Genomic DNA, 19,480 nt, shown 5'->3' on the forward strand with positions numbered 1-19,480 from the left:
TCGAAGACGAGCCCCTTACCCTCGCCCTCTCCCCGGCGAAGACCAGCGGGGAGAGCGCGCGGATCCGCAATGGGATATTCGACGGAACGTCACCCTATTTGTGAAGAGCGCTACCTAGATGCAGCAGCTGTCCGAGCTTCAATGACGGTCTCAACCGCGGAGATAACTTACAGCCATCGCCCACGAACAGGCTTGGGCCTGTCGGCGTGGGCGGAAATGGGCCGCGAGCTGTGGGCCAGCCGGGAGCTGACCTGGCGGCTGTTCCAGCGCGACTTCTCCGCCCGCTACCGCCAAAGCGTGCTGGGATACCTGTGGGCGGTGGTGCCCGTGCTCGTCGCAGTTGCTACCTTCACTTGGCTCAACCGGGCCAAGGTGTTGCCGATCGCGGGAACGGTGCTGCCGTATCCGGTGTTCCTACTACTCGGCCTAACGGTGTGGCAGCTCTTCGCCAGTGGCCTGACCAGCGCAACGCAGAGTTTGGTCAACGCCGGTTCACTCATAGCCAAGATCAACTTCCCTCGCGAGACGTTGGTGTTGGCGGCCACCGGGCAGGCGCTCGTCGAGTTTCTCATCCGCGCCGCTTTGGTGGCGCTGGCGTTTGCGCTCTATCGGACTTGGCCGCCATGGACCATCGTTCTGGTTCCGTTCGCGGTTATCCCGCTGTGTCTGTTCACCATCGGGCTTGGTTACGTCTGCGCCCTGGGCAACGGAATTCTACGCGACACCGGGCAAACCATAACGCTGGTCCTTACGTTCTGGATGTTTCTGACCCCGGTGGTGTATCCGCCGCCCAGCGGCGCCGGTGCGACATTGGTCAATGTGCTCAACCCCATAAGCCCATTTGTAATCGCCGCCCAGGATCTCGCCACGCACGGCTACCTCACGCAGCCCGGCGGCTACGCGAGCGCGTGTGCGGCCGCACTGGTCGTGTTTCTGCTGGGGTGGCGTGTGTTTCATCTGACCGAGCCGCGCATCGCGGAACGGGTGTGAGTGCTACCGGCGGAGTGCCTAATGCCGCGAACAGTGGTCGCCCTCGAGCGGGTCTCGAAGAAGTTCTGCCGCAGCTTGAAGCACAGTATGGCTTACGCCGCCTGCGACGTCGCGCGCGACTTGCTCGGCCTGCCGAGTGCGAGCGCAACGCTGCGCCCGGCGGAGTTCTGGTCGGTGAGCGACCTCTCCTTTGAACTGAAGCCGGGCGAGTCGCTCGGGATCATCGGCGCCAATGGAGCCGGTAAGACGACCGTGCTCAGGATGATCAGCGGCATCATCCGGCCCGACAAGGGACAAGTTCGGGTCAACGGCCGCGTCGGGGCGTTAATCGACGTCGGCGTGGGTTTTCATCCGCTGCTGACCGGTCGCGAAAACATCTACGTCAACGGTGCCATCCTGGGGATGACGAAGCGCGAGATTGACGCCAAGTTCGACACTATCGTGGAGTTCTCCGGACTGGAGGCGAGCGTGCTCGAAGCCCCCGTGAAGACCTACAGTAGCGGGATGTACGTTCGCCTGGGCTTCGCGGTGGCCACGCATGCCGAGGCCGAGATCCTGCTGATTGACGAAGTTTTGGCCGTCGGCGACGCCAACTTCTACAGCAAGTGCTACCGCCGCCTGCACGCCCTGCAGCAGCAAGGCGTATCGATCATTCTGGTCAGCCACAACAACGTGGCGCAGCAAGAGATCTGCGGGCGCGCTCTGCTGCTCGAAGCCGGCAGGCCGATTGCGCTTGGCCCGACGACCGAGGTGGTCAACCTCTACCGCTCACGCCTGGCGGCTGGGAACAACGGAGCGGGCGGGGTTGGGCCCAATCTCGTGGAGCAGCCGGAGGCCGTGCGTATAGGACCTATTCGGCTCGTCGATGACACCGGCAGTGTTGTGGCCGAGCCTTACAGCGGCCAGCGCCTGGCACTCACGTTCAGTGTCGAGTGCGCGCAGCCGCTTGCTCAGCCGCACTATCAGGTCGGGTTCTACGCGAGCGAGGGCCCGCTGTTCACCTCCTTTGCCACAGACTGGGAGGGGATAGAGCCGCCTGCACTGCATGTGGGCAAGACGGAAGTGACGCTGAATATACGGGAGCTTTGCCTGCCGGTGGGCGGCTACGCCATCGTGGCCCTCGTCGGGGACGGTAGCACGGTTAAGCGCATCGCTTGCCGCGACAAGATCGAGCGCATCTTCGTTCGCCAACCGCCGCGCGTGCGTGGCGATCTTGCCATGCCCCATTCGTGGGAGTGGGATATCTCAGCAGACACCGCCGGCAAGATGCGCTTCGCTTGCGCGCCCGCGGCGCTCGTCCGCTAGTGGTCTCTGACGGCAGCCGTTGCTACTCACGTCGCCGCGGCCGGATCTTGGCTTCGCCGAGGGGCTTCGCAGACTACGTCTGTTCTCTGGAAGTGATCCCGTCTCTGCACGGGGAAGGGCCGAATCTTTATGCTGTCGCGCAGCGAGCCACAAGAAATCACGCGGGGCTGTAGGCTGGGTCCGGCGACGCGGACTCACAAGACCGTCTACGTCGCCATGAGCGCAGACGTGGTGCATCCCGGCCACATGAACATCCTGAAGATCGCCCGAGCTTATGGCGAGGTGGTCGTTGGTCTGCTGACCGACGAGGCGATCGCCAGCTACAAGCGGCTGCCTTACATGACCTACGAGCAGCGCAAATGCGTGGTCGAGAACATCCAAGGGGTAGCGCGGGTGATTCCGCAGACGCAGCTGGACTACGTGCCTAACCTCCTCGCGCTCAAACCTGACTATGTCGTTCACGGCGATGATTGGAGAACGGGTGTGCAGGCATCGGTTCGGCAGCGGGTGCTCGAAACCCTGGCGCAGTGGGGCGGCCAGCTGGTCGAACCCAGTTACACCAAGGGGGTGTCGTCGACGAAGGTGATTCACGCGCTGCAAGAAATCGGGGTGACGCCCGATATCCGCCGCCGCAGGTTGCGACGGCTGCTGACGGCCAAGCCGCTGGTCACGACCATCGAGGCCCACAACGGGCTAACCGGCTTGATCGCCGAACACGCCAGCGAGTCACGCGATGGCGTGCCGGTGGAGTTCGACGCCATCTGGCTCAGCAGCCTGACCGACTCGACCGCCAAGGGACGCCCGGACATCGAATACGTCGACCTCACCTCCAGAATGAGCACGCTCCAGGATATTCTTGAAGTCACCACTAAGCCGGTCATCTACGACGGCGATTCCGGCGGGCAGTCCGAGCACTTCGCGTTTGCGGTCAAGACCCTCGAACGGCTGGGCGTGTCGGCGGTGATCATAGAAGACAAGGTCGGCCTCAAGCGTAACTCGATGTTTGGGACCGAAGCAGCGCAGGTGCAGGACACGATCGACAACTTCTGCCACAAGATCCATGCCGGCAAGAAGGCGCAGGTGACGGACGACTTCATGGTGGTCGCGCGCATCGAGTCGTTGATCCTCGAGCAAGGGGTGGATGACGCGCTGGAGCGGGCGCAGGCCTACGTCGCCGCCGGCGCCGACGGCATCATGATCCACAGCCGGGAGAAGTCGCCCGCGGAGATCTTCCAATTCGCTGCCGCCTATCGCCAGTTCAAGCTGCGGGCTCCGCTCGTGGTCGCGCCCACGATGTTCAACGCGGTCACCGAAGAAGAACTCAAGCAGCGCGGGGTGCAGATCGTGATCTACGCCAACCACCTTCTGCGCAGCGCTTACCCGAGCATGCTGGCAACTGCGAAGACGATCCTCAGGCACGGCCGCTCGCTGGAGGCGGACGAGCGCATGATGCCGATCCAGGAGATCTTGACCCTCATCCCGGGAAGCATCTAGCCATGCTCGACTGTGCCGTGATCTTTCGCGCGTTCGCCGATGCCGCCGTAACGTTCTTCGCCGGAGTGCCCGACTCCGTACTCAAGCACCTGTGCGCGTACATCGCGGACCACGCGGATGCCGGGCGCCACATCATTGCTGCCAATGAAGGCGGCGCGATCGCCGTGGCCGCAGGACACTACCTGGCCACCGGCCAATGCGCCTGCGTTTACAGTCAGAACGCCGGGCAGGGCAACACGATTAACCCGCTCACCTCTCTGGCGGATCCGCAGGTGCACGGCATTCCGCTACTGCTGCTGCTGGGATGGCGTGGCGAACCAGAGCGGCATGATGAGCCCCAGCACCTCAAACAGGGCAGGGTGACGATCCCGCTGCTGCAGACTCTCGAGATCCCATGGGACATCCTGCCCGAGGGCGAAGGAGCGGCGGCGGCTTGCCTGCAGCGAATCGTCAAGACGGCGATCGCGCGCAGCGGCCCGGCGGCCGTCGTTGTACGCGACGGTGCGTTTGCGCCCTATCAGCGCCGGCACAAGGAGGCCGACCGCTACGCGCTGTCACGTGAGGAGGCGCTGAAGTTGATCGTCGGCAGTGCTGGGCCGCACGATATCCTGGTTTCGAGCACCGGCAAGATGTCACGCGAGCTCTACGAATACCGCGTGCAACGCGGGGAGAATCCCGGCCGAGATTTCCTTTGCGTCGGCGCGATGGGGCACGCCTCGCAAATCGCCTTGGGTATAGCCATGGCCAAGCCGCAGCGGCGCGTGCTCTGCCTCGACGGCGACGGGGCACTGCTCATGCACATGGGGTCACTGGCAGTAATTGGCCAGCAGGGGCCGGCAAACTTCGTGCACGTTGTGCTCAACAACGGTGCCCACGAGTCGGTCGGCGGACAGCCCACGGCCGGCTTCAGCACCGACCTGCCTGGGGTAGCGAGAAGCTGCGGATACAGGATCGTCGCCAGTGCCGACAATGCCCCAAAACTCGTCGCAGCCCTGGAGCAATTGAAGTCAAGCGCCGGCCCGCAGCTCTTGGAAGTGCGAGTTGCATTGGGAGCGCGCGCCGACCTCGGCCGGCCGGCAACCAGCCCGCGGCAGAACAAGCAGCAGTTCATGGAATTTCTCCAGGCATGACCCAAGCGGTGCATCTCGGTACTGGTGCTGTTCTGCAGTTGCGGGCCACCCTGGAGCGGCTCAATGCCCGCTCCGTCTTTCTGGTCACCGGTAAGGCTTCGTTTGAGTTGTCTGGGGCAGCGGCCCAGGTGCACGGTCAGTTGAGCGAAATCGAGGTGTGGCAGTTCAACAATTTCTCTCGCAACCCCGAGGCCCCAGAGGTCGAGCGGGGCTTGGCCGAGTTCCACAGGCAGACGGCCGACGCCGTGGTGGCAGTCGGCGGCGGCAGCACCTTGGATGTGGCGAAGTTGATCGCGCTCGGCGCAGCTCAGGGGCAGCAGGCCGGCGCCATTTGGCGCCAGGGCCAAGCGCCGCGCCTTGACGCCGTCCCGGTCGTCGCGATCCCCACGACTGCCGGATCCGGCAGTGAGGCGACGCACTTCGCGACGGTGTACGCCGGCGGGAAGAAGCGCTCGGTGGCCCATCCATCAATGTTGCCGGTTGCCGCACTGGTGGACCCGGCGCTGACGGCGAGCGCGAGCCCGAAGCTGACGGCCGTCACGGGACTGGATGCCTTCTCTCAGGCGGTGGAGTCGTTCTGGTCGGTTCATTCAACCGCCGAGTCGCGAGGCTACTCGCGCCAGGCCATTACCTTGGTGCAGCGCCACCTGCTGAGTTGTGTGCGCCGGCCGGCGCCCGAGCACCGCGCGGCCATGTGCCAGGCTGCGCACTTGGCCGGCAAGGCGATCAACATAACCAAGACGACCGCGCCGCACGCGCTCTCCTACGCTTTGACGTCGCGCTGGAACGTGCCGCACGGGCACGCCGCGGCTCTAACCCTGGGCGCGATGCTCGTCTTCAACAGCAAGGTAACGAAGGCCGATGTCGCCGATCCGCGCGGCGACGAGCACGTGCGCGCAACGATGGCCGAGCTGTTCGAGCTGCTGGGTTGCGACAGCGCTGAGGCTTGCCGGGAGAAGATCGCCACACTGATGCGGGATGTCGGGCTCGCCACCCGCCTCGGCGAAGTCGGCGTACGCACGCCCGGGCAGCGCGGCTTCCTGGTGGAGCAAGTCAACCTCGAGCGCTTGCACAACAACCCGCGCGCGCTGGATCGCCGGCAGCTGCGGGAGGTCTTGGAGTCGGTTGCATGATGCAGGTACCGGCCGGAGCATTACGGGCGGCAGATAAGTCGCCCGCGCCCACGGCGCGCGCCGCCAGCGTGGGCCACCTCGACTTTTATCACTACGACTCGATGGACGTGCTCAGCTACGAGCCGATTTGCAGGTACCTCGACAACGCCGCGCTGGTGGCGCCCGCCAGCGACGGTGTGTTGGACTTCGCGCGCGCCGAACTCTACTTCCGCCAGCGCGGTCTGACATTCCAAACCGAGCCCAGTGGCGATGCCGCGGCCGTTGTCGGAACCCAGTACTTCTGGACCTTGGGGCGCCCGCAGTACAAGCGCGTGCCCGTGCTCAGGTTGATGTACAGCCTGTCGGAAAAGGGCGGTGCGGCTCACGGCAAGGAATGGAGCGACTGGTTCGACGCCGTGCTCTGCCCGGGCCCGTATTCGCAGCGGCTGCTGCAACGCTGGGGACGGCGCGCCATCATCGTGGGCTTCCCCAAATACGACGATTACTTCCGCGGCCGCTACCGCGCCGGGGCGGTGCGGGCCAAGTTCGGCCTCGACGCCAAGCGCAAGTGCGCCTTGTACTTGCCGACGTGGGCGCACCATTCGTCGGTCGACCGATTCGCTGCCGCCATCCGCGAGCTGGCGCACGGTGGCGAATACCAAGTGCTCTACAAGCCGCACACCGTGACCACTCGCCTGGAGCGCCACCGCATCGAGTGCTTCCGCAGCGAGATCGAGGCCGGCCAGCTCGTTTGCATCGAAGAGCAGAGCAACATGGCCGAGTTGTTATTGGTGGCCGACGTCGTGCTGGCGGACGGGATGAGCGGCGCTTTTTGGGAAGCGGTCATCGTCTCCGACCGGCCGGTGCTGGCGCTGCACGTGCACGGGGAGTTCGAACGGGTGCTGATGGACGCGCGCGTGGAGGACTTCGCCCCGGTGTGTGACGAGCCCGCCGCGCTGCGCAGGAGCATCGAGCGGGCTACGTGCGCGCACGTCATCCAGCCGTCGCCGCGCGTTCTGCTTGCTAACGAGTTACTCTCTTATCGCGATGGCAGCGCTGGCCAGCGCGCGGCGGAGGTGATCGCGGAGCTGGCGGCTGAGGAAGACAGCCGCTCCTGGGCCGTGCTCAGGCGGGAGGTGCGCTATCGGACATGGCGCGCGGTGCATGCAGCTCGTAGCGACCGCTCATTGCAGCGCCTGCGCCACCCCGTCCTCACGGTACGGAATGGCTTGCGGCGCTTGGTGCAAACATGACCGGCGGACAGGGGCGGGAGCGAACAGTGCTCGGGAACGTGCAGGTGCCATTGCGGCAGTGGGGCAAGGCCGTTCTCGGACCGCGCGTGACCCACGCGCTGCGGCAATGGGAGGGCGACTTCCGGCGCGCCGTCCGGCGCCACCGTCTCGGCGATCGCTCCTCGATGTCTTACGACCGGGCACTGGAATGGGCGAAGCGGCATTCCGGCTTGGGTGGCGGCATCAGTCAGACCAGCAGGCGCCGGGCGCCGTATCCGGAGGTGACCGGCTACTTCATCCCCACCTTGCTCGACTTCGGCGAGCGGGCGCTGGCGCTGCGGCACGCGCGCTGGCTGGCGGCTCAGGCTCGCAGTGACGGCGCCATCCTCGGTCCCGATGGCTGCCCGTACACCTTCGACACCGCTCAGGCATTGCGCGGATTTCTCGCCGCTTGCCCGGACGACCCGTCGCTGCAGTCCGCTACCATCGCCGCGGCCGACTTTGTCGCCAGCCGGATCGGCGGCGACGGCACTATCGACCCATGTACGCGTGACACCTACCTGTGGAGTAACGGCCACGGTCTACCGCCGGGATACCTCTTGTATGCCTTGCCGCCGCTGCTCGAAGCCAGCCGCGTGTTCGGTCGCGCCGACTGGGGTCGTGCGGTCGAGCGGGTGCTGGCGGCGGTACGTCATGATCCGGTGGTGTTGGATGCCGGGCAGCTGTCGCACTTCTATGCCTACGCTCTCGATGCCCTGATCGACCTCGGCGAGGCCGAGCGCGTGCGGCGGGCGGTGACGCGACTGTTCGAGTCGATGCGGCCGGACGGTTCACTACCGGCCTATCCTGGGGTCTCGTGGACGTGCTCGCCGGGGAGCATTCAGTTCGCCGTTATCGCTTACAAATTGGGCATGTGGCAGTCCGCGGAGCAGCTCTATCGCTGGGCCGAACGGGTGCAGGAAGCCGGCGGCGGCTTCCTCGGCAGTTACGGCAGCGGTGCCGAGTACTCCGGTGATGAAGAAGTCAGCTGGGCGGTGAAGTATTTCTTGGATGCGACCCTGTGGCGGGTGAAGACGAGCTTCAACGCGGAAACCGCGCTCCATCCGGAGGTGGTGGAACCGAGCGACCCGCGCTTGGTGATCCTACTCGCCCGTCTGGGGGAGGTCGGCAGTAGCCGCGTGCTTGATCTCGGATGCGGCAAAGGCCGCTTCGGCAAGCAGCTACTGTTCCAGCATCCCGGCTGCGCCCTCACCGGGGTCGATGCGTCGGAGGAAATGCTGCGCGGCGTTGCCGGGGCCTTTCCGGCACAGCGCGCTTCCATCCTGCGGCTGCCTTTCGAGCCTGACTCATTCCATGCCGCGTATGCGGTGGAGAGCTTCGAGCACGTGCTGAACCTAGAGGGAGCGTTCCGTGAGGTCCACCGCTGCCTCAAGCCCGGTGGCCGGCTGGTGGTCATCGACAAGAACGTGAGCAGTTTGGGCATTCTCGATCTCGCCCCCTGGGAGAAGTGGTTCGATCCCGCGCGGCTGCTGGAGATGGCCGAGTGCGCCGGCTTCGCGACGGTCGAGGCCAAGAATTTCGAACTTGCGCCGGGTAACGATTCACCGACCTTCTTCGCCGCGTCGTTCGAGAAGCGCGCAGCGGCGCGGAACGGCCAAGACGCCACCGGCCCCGGGCCGCGCGCGGGACTGCTTGCGCAGCAGTAGTGATGATATGAAGCTGCTGGTCATACCGCACGCCTATTCGTCGCACTTGGTCGTGCGCGAGATCGAGTTGGCGCGCTGCTGGGCGCGCTCGCACGAGGTGTACGTGGCGCGTCCTCCGGTCTTGAACGGGGCCCGCGGCCTGCTCGACAAACTGCGCTTCCACGCCGGTGCGCTGTGGACGAACATCGAGCCGTGGCCCGGCGGCTGGCACTGGCTCACCATGCCCGGATACTATCATCTGCCGGCGCTGCAGGGCGGAGTAACCAGCTGGGCAATTCGGTCGGTGCTCAAGCGTTTCCACTTCGATGCGGTCATCAACGCCTCCTATCTGGGGGACGCCGCGACGCCGGGATGCCTGGGCGCGGAAATACCGCCGGGAGGCTATCGCTACCTCTACGACCTGGTCGATGATCACGCCGGTGGCTGTCAGCTCTATGGCCACCCCGAAGAGGCGGAGCGCACCGACGATGTCATCCGCCGAGAGATCGCTAAGGCGGATCATGTGATCGCTGTTACCCCGTACCTGCGGGAGGTGTGTCGCGGCCGATACGGGAAGGACGCCACCGTGATCCCGAATGGCTTCCAGCCCCCGCCGATGCCCGTAGATGAGGCGAGGACGGCGCGCCTGCGGGCGGAACTTGGCCTGCACCCCGGTCGGGTCATCGGCTACATCGGCAGCCTCGACGGCTGGGTCGACGTGGATTTCATGGTGCGCGTGCTGCACCAGCTCCGTGAGCGCGACGGCACAGCGCAGCTGTTGATCGTGGGTGGGGGAGAGCGGCTGAGCGCGCTGCGCGCCCGCTACGCACGCGTGCCCGGTCTGATCTTCAGCGGCTGGGTGCCGCGCGAGCGTGTCGAGCACTACTTCCGCCTGATCGACCTCGGGCTGATCCCCTTTGCCGAAAACGCCCTCACCCACGCAGCGCTGCCGATCAAGGCGCTCGAGTACGGTGCCTACGGCAAGCCCGTCCTCGCATCCGCGCTCAGCGGCCTGCGCCAGCTCAACCTCTCTTGGGTGACGTGCAAGTCGATGGCCGTCAACGACTGGTGCCGCGAGATCAACGAGCGGCTAAGCCGGCGAAGCTCACCGCCGACACACAAGGAGTTGGCGGCGTACCGCTGGGACGCTCTCGCCAAGGCCATCGAGCGGCTGTTCTAACTCAAAGTGAACGAAAGGGCCGGGACGGCTTCCAATTGAGCCCCTCACCCCAGCCCTCTCTTCGCAAAAGGATGCGGGGAGAGGGATCGACATGCGAAGCGATGGCGGTCGGGCGATGGCGCCGAGACCGCCGTCGAGTTTCAGGTCAGTGAGCCGGTCGGGCTTGGCAAGAAAGCGCAATGTCCTGCTTCCAACAGCTCGCGCTACAAGCAGACATCTATGACCGCAAGGAAGCGGCGGGCCAACTCCTGAGCCCGCAGCTGGCGCCGCGCCTGGGTCGTTTTCCGGATCTGCTGCTCACCTACCGTGAACATGCTCGTCAGGCGCGCAAGATGAAGCTGCAGCCAGGGGCGCGGGTGCTGGAGCTCGGATGTTCGACCGGCACTTTCCTGCGCAGCCTGCAGCGCGAGTACGGCGTCGAAGCGCACGGCGTGGATGTCTCGCAGCGCAGCGTGAGTCATGCCCGGCGGTTGTGTCCTTCCGGTTACTGGTATCGCGCCAGCGCCACGGCGCTGCCGTTTCACGATCGCTCTTTCGACGCGGTGCTCGCGTTCGACGTGCTCGAGCACGTGGGTGATTATGCCTCGGTGCTACGGGCGCTGGCGCGCTTACTCCGCCCCGGCGGGCGAGTGCTGCTGCACGTGCCGGTGGCTGACATCGCCGGCAGCTGCGATGCCTTGTGGCAGCGCTATCGCAGCGAACGCTACCAGGCCGAACAGATCGAGGCGGGGCACTTCTCCGAGAACCTCGCCTCCAAGTCCGAACTGCTCGCTGCCTGCGCCGGGGCCGGGCTGCAGGTGGAAGGCGCCCGGCGCTTCAACGTCATGTTCCAGAATCTGTTCGATTATCGCAGCCGGCACCGGGTGCTCGGCCGGCTCTTCAACGGCTGGCGGCTGCCGTTCGCGCTTTATCACAGCCTGGTGGCACCGGTGGTCGAGCTGTTCACCGTCGTCCCGGACCGCGCGCTGGCGGGAGCGCTGGACATCGGCGCGTCGCTCTACGTGCACGCGCGGCGCTGCGGCTGAGTGCCCTGCGGCACAAGTATGGCAACCAATAGGCTCCTCTCGTTCGACTCATGCGAATCGGCATCATTGCTCACGATCTGACTCAGGCGGCCGTACGTGGCTGGTCGCGCTATGCCGCCGGGCTGGTGCGCGCGCTGGCTGCGACCGGCAGTGCCGAGGTCGTGCTGTTTGCGCGCCGGCCGCTTGCCCCGATCTACGACGACCTGCCGGGACGGCGCTGCATCTGGCCGGGGCGCCGGGAAGTCGTGTGGGAGCAGTGGGAGTTGCCACGGCGCGCGGCGGCCCGCGGAGTTGACGTGCTGCACGCGCCCTCGAACCGTGGCCTGTGTGCGTTCGCGCCGTGTCCCACGGTGGTCACGCGGCACGATGCCATCGAGCGCATGTTTGCGCCGGACTTCCCCGGCTCGCTGCGGAGTCGCCTGCGTCTGTACTACGCCGACGCCGTCGCGATGCGCCGCGCCTCCGCGATCGCCACGGTGTCGGAGACCTCTAAGCGGGACATCGTGAAGACTTGGAGCCTCGATGGCGCGCGCGTCGTGGTTGCGGGCGAAGGCATTGACGACCGGTTCTTCATGGGGGCCACGCGAGCAGAGCGCGAGCGAGTGCGCGGGTACTATGGCTTGGAGGGGCCGTATCTCCTCTATCTCGGCGGGATGGACCGCCGCAAGGACGTGGTTACGCTGGTCGACGCCTATGCCGCTTGGGGCCGGCGCGACATTCCCTGCCTCATCGCCGGCTCGACGCGAGGCGAGTCGCAGCCAGTCAACGAGCGCGTCGCCCGTTACGGCCTGGCGAGCTGCGTACGGGTGCTCGGCGAAATCGCTGAGGACGATGTGCGCGGTCTATACGCCGGCGCCGCCGCCTTTGCGTATCCTTCGCGCTACGAAGGTTTCGGCCTGCAAGCGGTCGAAGCGATGGCGATGGGCGTGCCGGCCGTCGTCTCCGACGGCGGCGCGCTGCCCGAGGTGGTGGGTGACGCCGCACTGGTGTTTCGCGCCGGTGACGCGAGCGCATTGGCGAATTGCCTGGATCGGCTCTTTGCTGACGAACAGCTGCGCTACCGCTTGATCGAGCGGGGCTGGCGGCGGGCCAGCCGCTTTCGTTGGGAACACGTCATTGCGCGATATCTGTCGCTCTACCGGAATCTGGGGGCGCAGCCCGCGCCGCAAGCGGCCAAGATCGTCGAGCGAGCGCCTTCGCGGGTGCGAACGGCAGCGATTGCGCCAACCAATGTGTTGCCGCGATAAAAGGCCAGCTGTGAAGATCCTAGTTCTTCTTCCCGACTCTCCCGATCCGTGGAGCAACACGGCAGCGCGCTATTACGGGCCGGTGTTGAAGGCGCTCGCGGAGTTGGGTCACGACCTAACCGTGCTCGCGGTACGGCGGCCCGGCGCCGACGGGCTAGAGTATTTCGGCCACACCACGATTCACTTCCGGTTCCTTGACCAGCCCGAGGCCAAGCCGTTTGTCGAGCGGAAACTCCGCAGTCTTTGGCGCGGCGGCTGGGAGCTGGCGGCGTCAGAGTTCGGACGAGCGGCGCGTCAGGAAGCGGCGCGAGACTACGACGTGATCCTGGCCGAGGAACCTGCGGCCGCGCGGGCGCTCGAGAACGACCCGCGCACCGTGCTCTCGCTTCTGTGTCTTCGCTACGTCGATCTGGAGGTTGGCGAAGGGGATGAAGCGGACATCGGCTGGCGAGAACAGCTCCAAGCACGCAGGGCGGAGTTGTCGACGTGCCGCCGGGTTCCGGTAATCCGCGTCGTCTCCGAGCGCCTTGAACGGCTGCTTCGTAATGAGAGCGTCGGCGGACTCATTCGGGTGATTCCCCTGTGCATCGACCCGGCGCTGTATGATTGGCAGCCCGCGCCGGCGGTCCCGACCGTGGGAGTTCTCGGGTCGATGTTCTGGCCGCCCAGTCGTCGGGCGGCCAGACACTTCCTCGAACATCTGGTGCCACGGATTCGTGCGGCGCAGCCCGGAGTACGGTTTGTGGTTGGAGGTTGGCAGGCGGAACACTATCTGCGGCATTTGGTGCGGGACAGTGACGTGGAAATCCTCGACAGTTTTCGCAGCCCGGCCGGGGCGTTCTCCCGGTTGAGCGTGCTGGTGTACGCGCCGCCCGTCGGCACCGGCATGAAAGTGAAGGTGCTGGAGGCAATGGCATACGGAGTTCCGGCGGTCGTCAACTCCGAAGGCTTCGAGGGGTTGGAGGCCGACCCTGACCCGCCGGTTCGGCTGGCGAACTCGGATGACGAGATTGTCGAGCAGGTCAGCGAGTTGCTCCAGGATCCCGCTGCGCGACGCCGCGCTGCCGAGGAAGGGCGTCGTTGTGTCGACCGATCCTTCTGCCCGGAGGCCGTCGCGAGGGCGCTGATTGGGCTGTTCCACGAGCGGGACGATGGCCGGGTCGGCAGACACGCCCGCGGAGTCGCCGGTCTGGGTGAAAGATCGGGAGATCGGGTAGTGCTGCCCTTACACCGCCAATAGTTCCGACGACGCGCAGTAGCCACCATGCAACCCCGCGCTCTTGCCCGGCACATCCTCGTAGCTGTTTGCTGCGGAGCCATCGCGAATCTCGCTTGGTGGGCTGTCGATGGGCTTGGTGCCCCGCTGTTCTGGGACGATACCGCCACGGTCGATTGCGCGCGCGACCTCGCTGCGCACCCGCTGCCGTCGCCCGAGTGGGGCTATGTCCTGGCGACGGGCACCCACCCGCCCTACGCGTACATCGTCCATTGGCTGATCTACTACCTGTGGCCAGCTCACTTCGTCGGTCTAGCACACGCTTGGCAACTGCTGATGCTAGCAGTCCTCTGCGGGGCTGCCTTTTATGTCTGTGAAGCCACCAGCGGTCGAGCCAGCGCTATCCTGGCCCTGGGCCTGTTCGCGTCGTGGCCGATCGTGCCGGCGGCTGCCCGCCAGATCGTCAACGACTTGCCCGTTGCCACCTTCGGGCTGCTGGCGTTGGTGTTGTGGTGGCGTGGCCATCGGCGTTGGGCGGTGGTGTGCTACGGAGTGGCGTGCTCTTTGAAGCTGACGGGGGTCGGCTTCTTGCCCGCGATGTTGTGGCTGAACCGTCGCCATCCCGCCGCGCATCCCCGCCGGGTTGCCTTGATCATGGGCGCGCTCAGTCTGCTGCCGGTGTTACCGATACTCGTCGGCCTGTTACAGGGGAACCCGAGCCCGAATATCGGCACCTACCAGCGCAGCTTGAGCGCCTCAGCAACTACGCTTTGGGGCCTAGTCAGACTGCCGGTAGTCGGCGCGCTGCGCCATCTTCTCGAGCTGTGTGTCTATGATGGGCGATGGGCACTATCGCTGGCTATCGTATTCCCTCTAGCCGGCTGGCTCCGCGCCGGAAGAGGAAGCCAGGGGGGCGCGTCTGCCGGCGCCGGCGGGCGTGAGCAGAGGCAGGTCATTGTTCAGCCTCTTGCCCTGGCGATGATCGGAGTCCTGTTCGTCGCAACGGTGTTTGGGGCAGTGAGCCTGCAGCGCTACTTGGTGCCACTGGCGATGCCCGTGGCGTGGCTGACCGCGCTGTGGCTGCTCCAGAGCCGGTCGTCGGTTTCTGCTTTGTGCGCGGCGGCCGCGATCGTGCAAGGGGTTTTGATATCGCACGATCTGGCCCCCGGGCTATACGGTTACGAAACCAAGATCGCCGCTAAGATCCCGGGCTTCGGCCGTGGAATCGACAGCAAGCCGGCATGGATGAAAGAATTCGTCGAGACCCAAGGGGAAGCGATCAAGTTCCTGCAAGCGAACGGGAGCGCGGCAAGTATCGGCGCCGACTGGCCGGCGCATTTCGCTCTCAGCGAGCCGGCGTTCGGCTACGTCGAGACGGCGTTGGATGTGCAGTGGTGGAAACCGGGCGAGCCTACCGGTGGGCTGGAGATCGTGTGGGTGGACGTGTGGAAGAGCGGTCTTGTCCCCGTGGAGCACGAATGGCGGCGGGAGTTCGGCCGGCGCTATCCGGTGGTTCTCTTCGGACTCAGAAACGGCAGCCTAACGGAGCGCGTACAAGCGGAGGAACGCACATGAAACTGGTCATCTTCTGTGGCGGTCTTGGCACCAGGTTGCGAGAAGAGACGGAATTTCGGCCCAAGCCCTTGGTCGATATCGGTGGGCGCCCGATTCTCTGGCACATCATGAAACTCTACGCCCACTACGGGTTTCACGAATTCATTCTCGCTCTGGGTTACCGCGGCAACATGATCAAGCAGTACTTCCTCAACTACGAGGCGATGAACAACGACTTCACCATTTGCCTCGGGCGCCACAACACCGTCAATTACCACGGTGCCCACAACGAGCAGGACTTCTTGCTGACGCTGGCTGATACCGGCGCCCACACGATGACAGGGGGGCGCTTGCGGCGGCTGCAGGGGTACGTCCATGACAGCACATTCATGGTGACCTACGGCGACGGGGTTGCCGATCTCGATGTCCGGGCACTCCTCGACTTTCATCGTGCCCATGGCCGCATGGCCACCGTGACTACGGTTCGTCCGACCTCGCGCTTCGGCGTAGTCGACACCGACGCGGCGAGTCGCGTCTTGTCTTTCAAAGAGAAGCCAGACGTGGACGGCTGGGTCAGTGCTGGCTTCTTTGTCTTCGAGCGCGGCGTGTTCGACTACCTCGGCGGCGATGACTGCGTGTTGGAGCAACAGCCGCTGGAGCAGCTGGCGCGGGAAGAACAACTCATGGCCTATCGCCACGACGGCTTCTTCTACGCGATGGATACCTATCGCGAGTACCAGTACCTCAATGAACTGTGGAGCAGCGGCAAGGCCCCGTGGGCGGTGTGGTCCTCCGCCCCACGACTGCGTTGGACAGCCGAATGGAACAGTGTCTCCCAGACCAGCAGGCTCCAATGAATAGTGCGTTCTGGACCGATCGTCCAACCCTGGTCACCGGCGCAACCGGCTTGCTCGGCAGCTGGTTGGTCCGCCGGCTGCTCGCGGCCGGGGCTCAGGTGGTCTGTGTCATTCGCGATTGGGTGCCGCAATCCGAGCTGGTGCGCAGCAATTTCCTCGACAGCGCGACGGTCGTGCGCGGCGACGTCTGCGACCAGGTCCTTCTCGAACGGGCGTTGGGTGAATACGAGATCGACACCGTCTTTCACCTCGCGGCACAAACCATTGTCACGATCGCGAACCGCAACCCCGTCTCCACCTTTGCCAGCAACATTCAGGGGACCTGGGCACTCCTGGAGGCGTGCCGGCGCAGTGCCACTGTCGGGCGCGTGGTTGTAGCCTCGTCGGACAAGGCATACGGCGACAGCAAGGAGCTGCCGTACACTGAGGACGCCCCACTGCAGGGCCGGCACCCGTACGATGTGAGCAAGTCGTGCGCGGATTTGATCGCCCAAAGCTACGCCGTGACCTATCGCCTCCCGGTCGTGATCACGCGCTGTGGCAATCTATATGGAGGCGGCGACCTCAACTGGAACCGCATCGTTCCGGGCACGATTCGCTCGCTCCTGCGCGGCGAGCGGCCGGTCATCCGCTCAGACGGTAAACAGGTGCGGGACTATTTCTACGTGGAGGATGCAACGGCGGCGTACATGCTGCTGGCGGAGCGGTTCGCCACCAGCCCAGATCTGGCCGGCTTGGCGTTCAATTTCTCCAACGAGCTGCAGCTCACGGTGCTGGAGCTGGTGCAGCGGATCCAATCATCGCTGGCCTCCGGTCTCGAACCGCTGATTCGCAACCAGGCCAGCAACGAGATCCCCCGCCAGTATCTCAGCGCGGCCAGGGCCCGTGAGCTGCTCGGATGGACGCCGCTGTTCACCCTCGATCAGGGCCTGGATGCCACCATCGACTGGTATCGACGATTCTTCGGCGACACGGGGCAGCAGCAGGCGCCGGCGGCACAACCGGCACGGACACTGCGCAGCAGCGCCCACCAACGGTCATTCGCAGGCGCCGATTCGCGGAGCGCGTCCGCTCGGCATGAGCGCAATCCCGATGCTCGAGACAACTGAAGTCACCTGGTGCGAGGTCTGCGGCGGCGCCGGCCTGATCTCGGTGTTGGATCTCGGTAGCCATCCCCTGTGCGACGATCTGGTTCGGGTCGGCGACGCACGCCTCTGCCGGGAGTACCCCATCGAGATACTCTTTTGCGAGCGCTGCGCCACCGCGCATCAGCGCTTCCAGGTGCCTAATCGCGAGCTGTTCCGGAAGTCGTATCACTACCGATCGCGTTTTACCGCGGACGTGCTGCGAGGAATGGAGGCGCTGGTGGAGTCCTGCGAACGGCAGCTCGGGCCGCTGAACGGCAAGCTCGTGCTGGACATCGGTTGTAACGACAGCAGCCTGCTGGATGTCTTTGCGCGCAAAGGATGCCGGACAATCGGCATCGAGCCGACCGGCGCCTGTGCCGACGGGCTCAATCGCGGTCACCAGCTTTACAACGCGTTCTTCACCGAGGAGTCGGCTGAGGTCATTCTCCGAGATCATGGCTGTCCTGATATTATTACGTTCACAAACGTCTTTGCTCATATCGAGAACTTGCCCGGCGTTATTCGCGCGTTGAAGATGCTGATGTCTGCCAAGACCGTTCTTGTCATCGAGAACCACTATCTCGGAGCCATTCTCGATCGTAGCCAGTTTGACACCTTCTACCACGAGCATCCCCGGACCTACAGCGTGTGCTCATTCTTGCACATCGCCAGGAGCTTGGAGAGCGGCGTGGGCGCAGTAGAGTTCCCGTCCCGCTACGGTGGCAACATCCGAGTCTTCATGGGGCAACGATTTCCGGACCGGATCGGCCCCGCAGTGGCCGCGGCGCTGGCGAACGAGGCGTCGTTCGTCCAGCGCTTTGCTGACCTGCGGGCGAACGCGTCGAGCTGGAGGACCATCGCCGGCCGGCGCCTGGTGTATCTGGTCGCTAAGCACGGGCCGCTTTCCGCGAAGGCGTTTCCCGGCCGGGCGGCGATTCTTGTCAAGATGCTGGCGCTAGACGAGGCTTCGATCGCCGTCGTCTATGAGAAGCCCGGATCGATGAAGATCGGGCATTATCTGCCGGGTACGAGGATACCTATTCGATCAGATGAGGAGTTGTTTGCGCTCGCAACCAAGCCGCCGATCATCCTCAATCTGGCATGGCACATCTCAGGCGAGATCAGGCAGTATCTGAGCGAGCACCGGTATCGGGGAGAGGTCGTCGACATCTTGGATCCCAGCGATCTTCCCATCGACCCGGCTTCGAGACGGCCGCCGCGCACCCCGCTGGATCTGAGCGGGGTTGATGAGCGCTCTGACTTGGCAAGTCCACCGTCTCTCAGCAGGAGGTAGCCTTGTTTACGATTGTCGGGTCAGGATTCGGGCTCTACGGCTATCTTCCCGCCTTGGTCGACGGCCTCGGCCTGCCGGTGCTGCTACCGCGGAGCTATGAGCCGAAGGTGCTGGCTAGGCCCGAGCTGCGTGGATACTTGGACGCCATCCGCTGGGCTCCGGATGCGGAGGCGGCCCTAGCGGCCGCGAGCGGCGTCGTCATCGCCACGCGGCCAGCCGTCCAACGACAGATCGTTGCTGAGTGTTCGCGTCGTCCGGCGCTCGGGACCTTAGTTCTGGAGAAGCCGCTTGCTGTGCACCCGCGCGCGGCGGATGAAATCCTCGACCAGCTCCGCCGATCTGGGAAGGCCTTCCGATTGGGCTATACGTTCTTGGAGACGGACTGGGCACGGAGCCTGATTGAGCGAAAAGAACTCGGGGGCCCCTCATGCTGCCTGCGTATCGCCTGGCGCTTTATGGCGCACCACTTCGCTCACGACGTCGCCAGCTGGAAGCGTCGTGCGTCAGAGGGCGGGGGAGTGGTGCGTTTTTTCGGTGTTCACGTCGTCGCGCTCCTTGCCCGACTAGGCTACGTCGAGGTCGGCGACTCCTCAGTCTATGGCCGGACACGCGAGGAGCTGGAGAAGTGGGAGGCAATGTTTTCGGGTCCGGGGTTGCCAACCTGCGTCGTGCAGCTCGATAGCAGATCGGTGGAACGCTGTTTCGTGATCGAGCTTGAATCCGGCGGGGTAAGCCGGCGGCTGGTGGACCTGGGCGACCCGTTTGCAATGGCCCTCCCAACGGGGCCGGCGGTTACGCTCGACCGTCGGGTCGCCGTCCTGAAACGACTGCTCGGGACGTTCCGGGCGGAAGATGCCAGTGCGTTTTACCAGCTCTACTCGCGAGTGAACTGGCTCTGGGCGAAGGCGGAGGCCGTATCCGCTTTTTGCCCCACCGACCTCGGCTCGGGCCGACAACTCAATGAGCAGCAGCGAGTTCCTGGAACCTTGCAGTGAAAGCAAGAGCTGTCGGTCTCACATTTTGGGGGTAATC

General features: G+C 64.9%; 16 protein-coding genes. All 16 read left to right on the forward strand.

What is annotated here, in order from left to right:
- Positions 1–141: 141 nt before the first annotated feature.
- The 16 genes from HY699_02030 to HY699_02105 all read left to right on the forward strand — a co-directional run bounded on the left by HY699_02030 (position 142) and on the right by HY699_02105 (position 19,443).
- Positions 142–990 carry an ABC transporter permease gene (locus tag HY699_02030; protein MBI4514580.1) on the forward strand — a complete coding sequence of 283 codons (849 nt, stop codon included), beginning with the start codon at positions 142–144 and terminating at the stop codon, positions 988–990.
- Between the two features lie 21 nt (positions 991–1,011).
- Positions 1,012–2,295 (forward strand): ATP-binding cassette domain-containing protein, encoded by a 1,284-nt coding sequence (locus HY699_02035; GenBank protein MBI4514581.1) that lies wholly within the window; start codon positions 1,012–1,014, stop codon positions 2,293–2,295.
- A 129-nt stretch (positions 2,296–2,424) separates the two neighbouring features.
- Positions 2,425–3,789: a phosphoenolpyruvate mutase gene (gene aepX, locus HY699_02040; GenBank protein ID MBI4514582.1), complete on the forward strand. Its 1,365-nt coding sequence runs from the start codon at positions 2,425–2,427 to the stop codon at positions 3,787–3,789.
- A 2-nt stretch (positions 3,790–3,791) separates the two neighbouring features.
- The gene (gene aepY / locus HY699_02045) at positions 3,792–4,919 is read left to right on the forward strand and encodes a phosphonopyruvate decarboxylase (GenBank protein ID MBI4514583.1); all 1,128 of its coding nucleotides are present in this window, start codon (positions 3,792–3,794) and stop codon (positions 4,917–4,919) included.
- Entirely contained in the window at positions 4,916–6,052 is a 1,137-nt protein-coding gene (locus tag HY699_02050; GenBank protein MBI4514584.1) for a phosphonoacetaldehyde reductase, read from the forward strand. Before aepY ends, HY699_02050 begins: the two co-directional genes overlap by 4 nt.
- Entirely contained in the window at positions 6,049–7,284 is a 1,236-nt protein-coding gene (locus HY699_02055; GenBank protein ID MBI4514585.1) for a CDP-glycerol glycerophosphotransferase family protein, read from the forward strand. The genes HY699_02050 and HY699_02055 overlap by 4 nt, the downstream gene beginning before the upstream one ends.
- The gene (locus tag HY699_02060; protein ID MBI4514586.1) at positions 7,281–8,969 is read left to right on the forward strand and encodes a methyltransferase domain-containing protein; all 1,689 of its coding nucleotides are present in this window, start codon (positions 7,281–7,283) and stop codon (positions 8,967–8,969) included. Before HY699_02055 ends, HY699_02060 begins: the two co-directional genes overlap by 4 nt.
- Before the next feature lie 7 nt (positions 8,970–8,976).
- Positions 8,977–10,128, forward strand: a complete 1,152-nt coding sequence (locus HY699_02065; protein MBI4514587.1) for a glycosyltransferase — start codon at positions 8,977–8,979, stop codon at positions 10,126–10,128.
- A 179-nt stretch (positions 10,129–10,307) separates the two neighbouring features.
- Positions 10,308–11,153 (forward strand): class I SAM-dependent methyltransferase, encoded by an 846-nt coding sequence (locus HY699_02070; GenBank protein MBI4514588.1) that lies wholly within the window; start codon positions 10,308–10,310, stop codon positions 11,151–11,153.
- A 50-nt stretch (positions 11,154–11,203) separates the two neighbouring features.
- A complete protein-coding gene (locus HY699_02075) occupies positions 11,204–12,400 on the forward strand; it encodes a glycosyltransferase family 4 protein (protein ID MBI4514589.1) in 1,197 nt (398 codons plus the stop codon).
- Between the two features lie 10 nt (positions 12,401–12,410).
- The gene (locus HY699_02080; GenBank protein MBI4514590.1) at positions 12,411–13,640 is read left to right on the forward strand and encodes a glycosyltransferase family 4 protein; all 1,230 of its coding nucleotides are present in this window, start codon (positions 12,411–12,413) and stop codon (positions 13,638–13,640) included.
- A 24-nt stretch (positions 13,641–13,664) separates the two neighbouring features.
- Positions 13,665–15,191: a hypothetical protein gene (locus HY699_02085; GenBank protein MBI4514591.1), complete on the forward strand. Its 1,527-nt coding sequence runs from the start codon at positions 13,665–13,667 to the stop codon at positions 15,189–15,191.
- Positions 15,188–16,027, forward strand: a complete 840-nt coding sequence (gene rfbF / locus HY699_02090) for a glucose-1-phosphate cytidylyltransferase (GenBank protein MBI4514592.1) — start codon at positions 15,188–15,190, stop codon at positions 16,025–16,027. The genes HY699_02085 and rfbF overlap by 4 nt, the downstream gene beginning before the upstream one ends.
- Positions 16,024–17,136, forward strand: coding sequence for an NAD-dependent epimerase/dehydratase family protein (locus HY699_02095; protein ID MBI4514593.1), 1,113 nt, complete (start codon positions 16,024–16,026; stop codon positions 17,134–17,136). Before rfbF ends, HY699_02095 begins: the two co-directional genes overlap by 4 nt.
- The gene (locus HY699_02100) at positions 17,120–18,448 is read left to right on the forward strand and encodes a methyltransferase domain-containing protein (GenBank protein ID MBI4514594.1); all 1,329 of its coding nucleotides are present in this window, start codon (positions 17,120–17,122) and stop codon (positions 18,446–18,448) included. Before HY699_02095 ends, HY699_02100 begins: the two co-directional genes overlap by 17 nt.
- Before the next feature lie 2 nt (positions 18,449–18,450).
- Positions 18,451–19,443, forward strand: coding sequence for a hypothetical protein (locus HY699_02105; GenBank protein ID MBI4514595.1), 993 nt, complete (start codon positions 18,451–18,453; stop codon positions 19,441–19,443).
- Positions 19,444–19,480 lie beyond the last annotated feature (37 nt).

This window comes from Deltaproteobacteria bacterium (genome assembly GCA_016210005.1).
Lineage (GTDB): Bacteria > Desulfobacterota > Binatia > HRBIN30 > JACQVA1 > JACQVA1.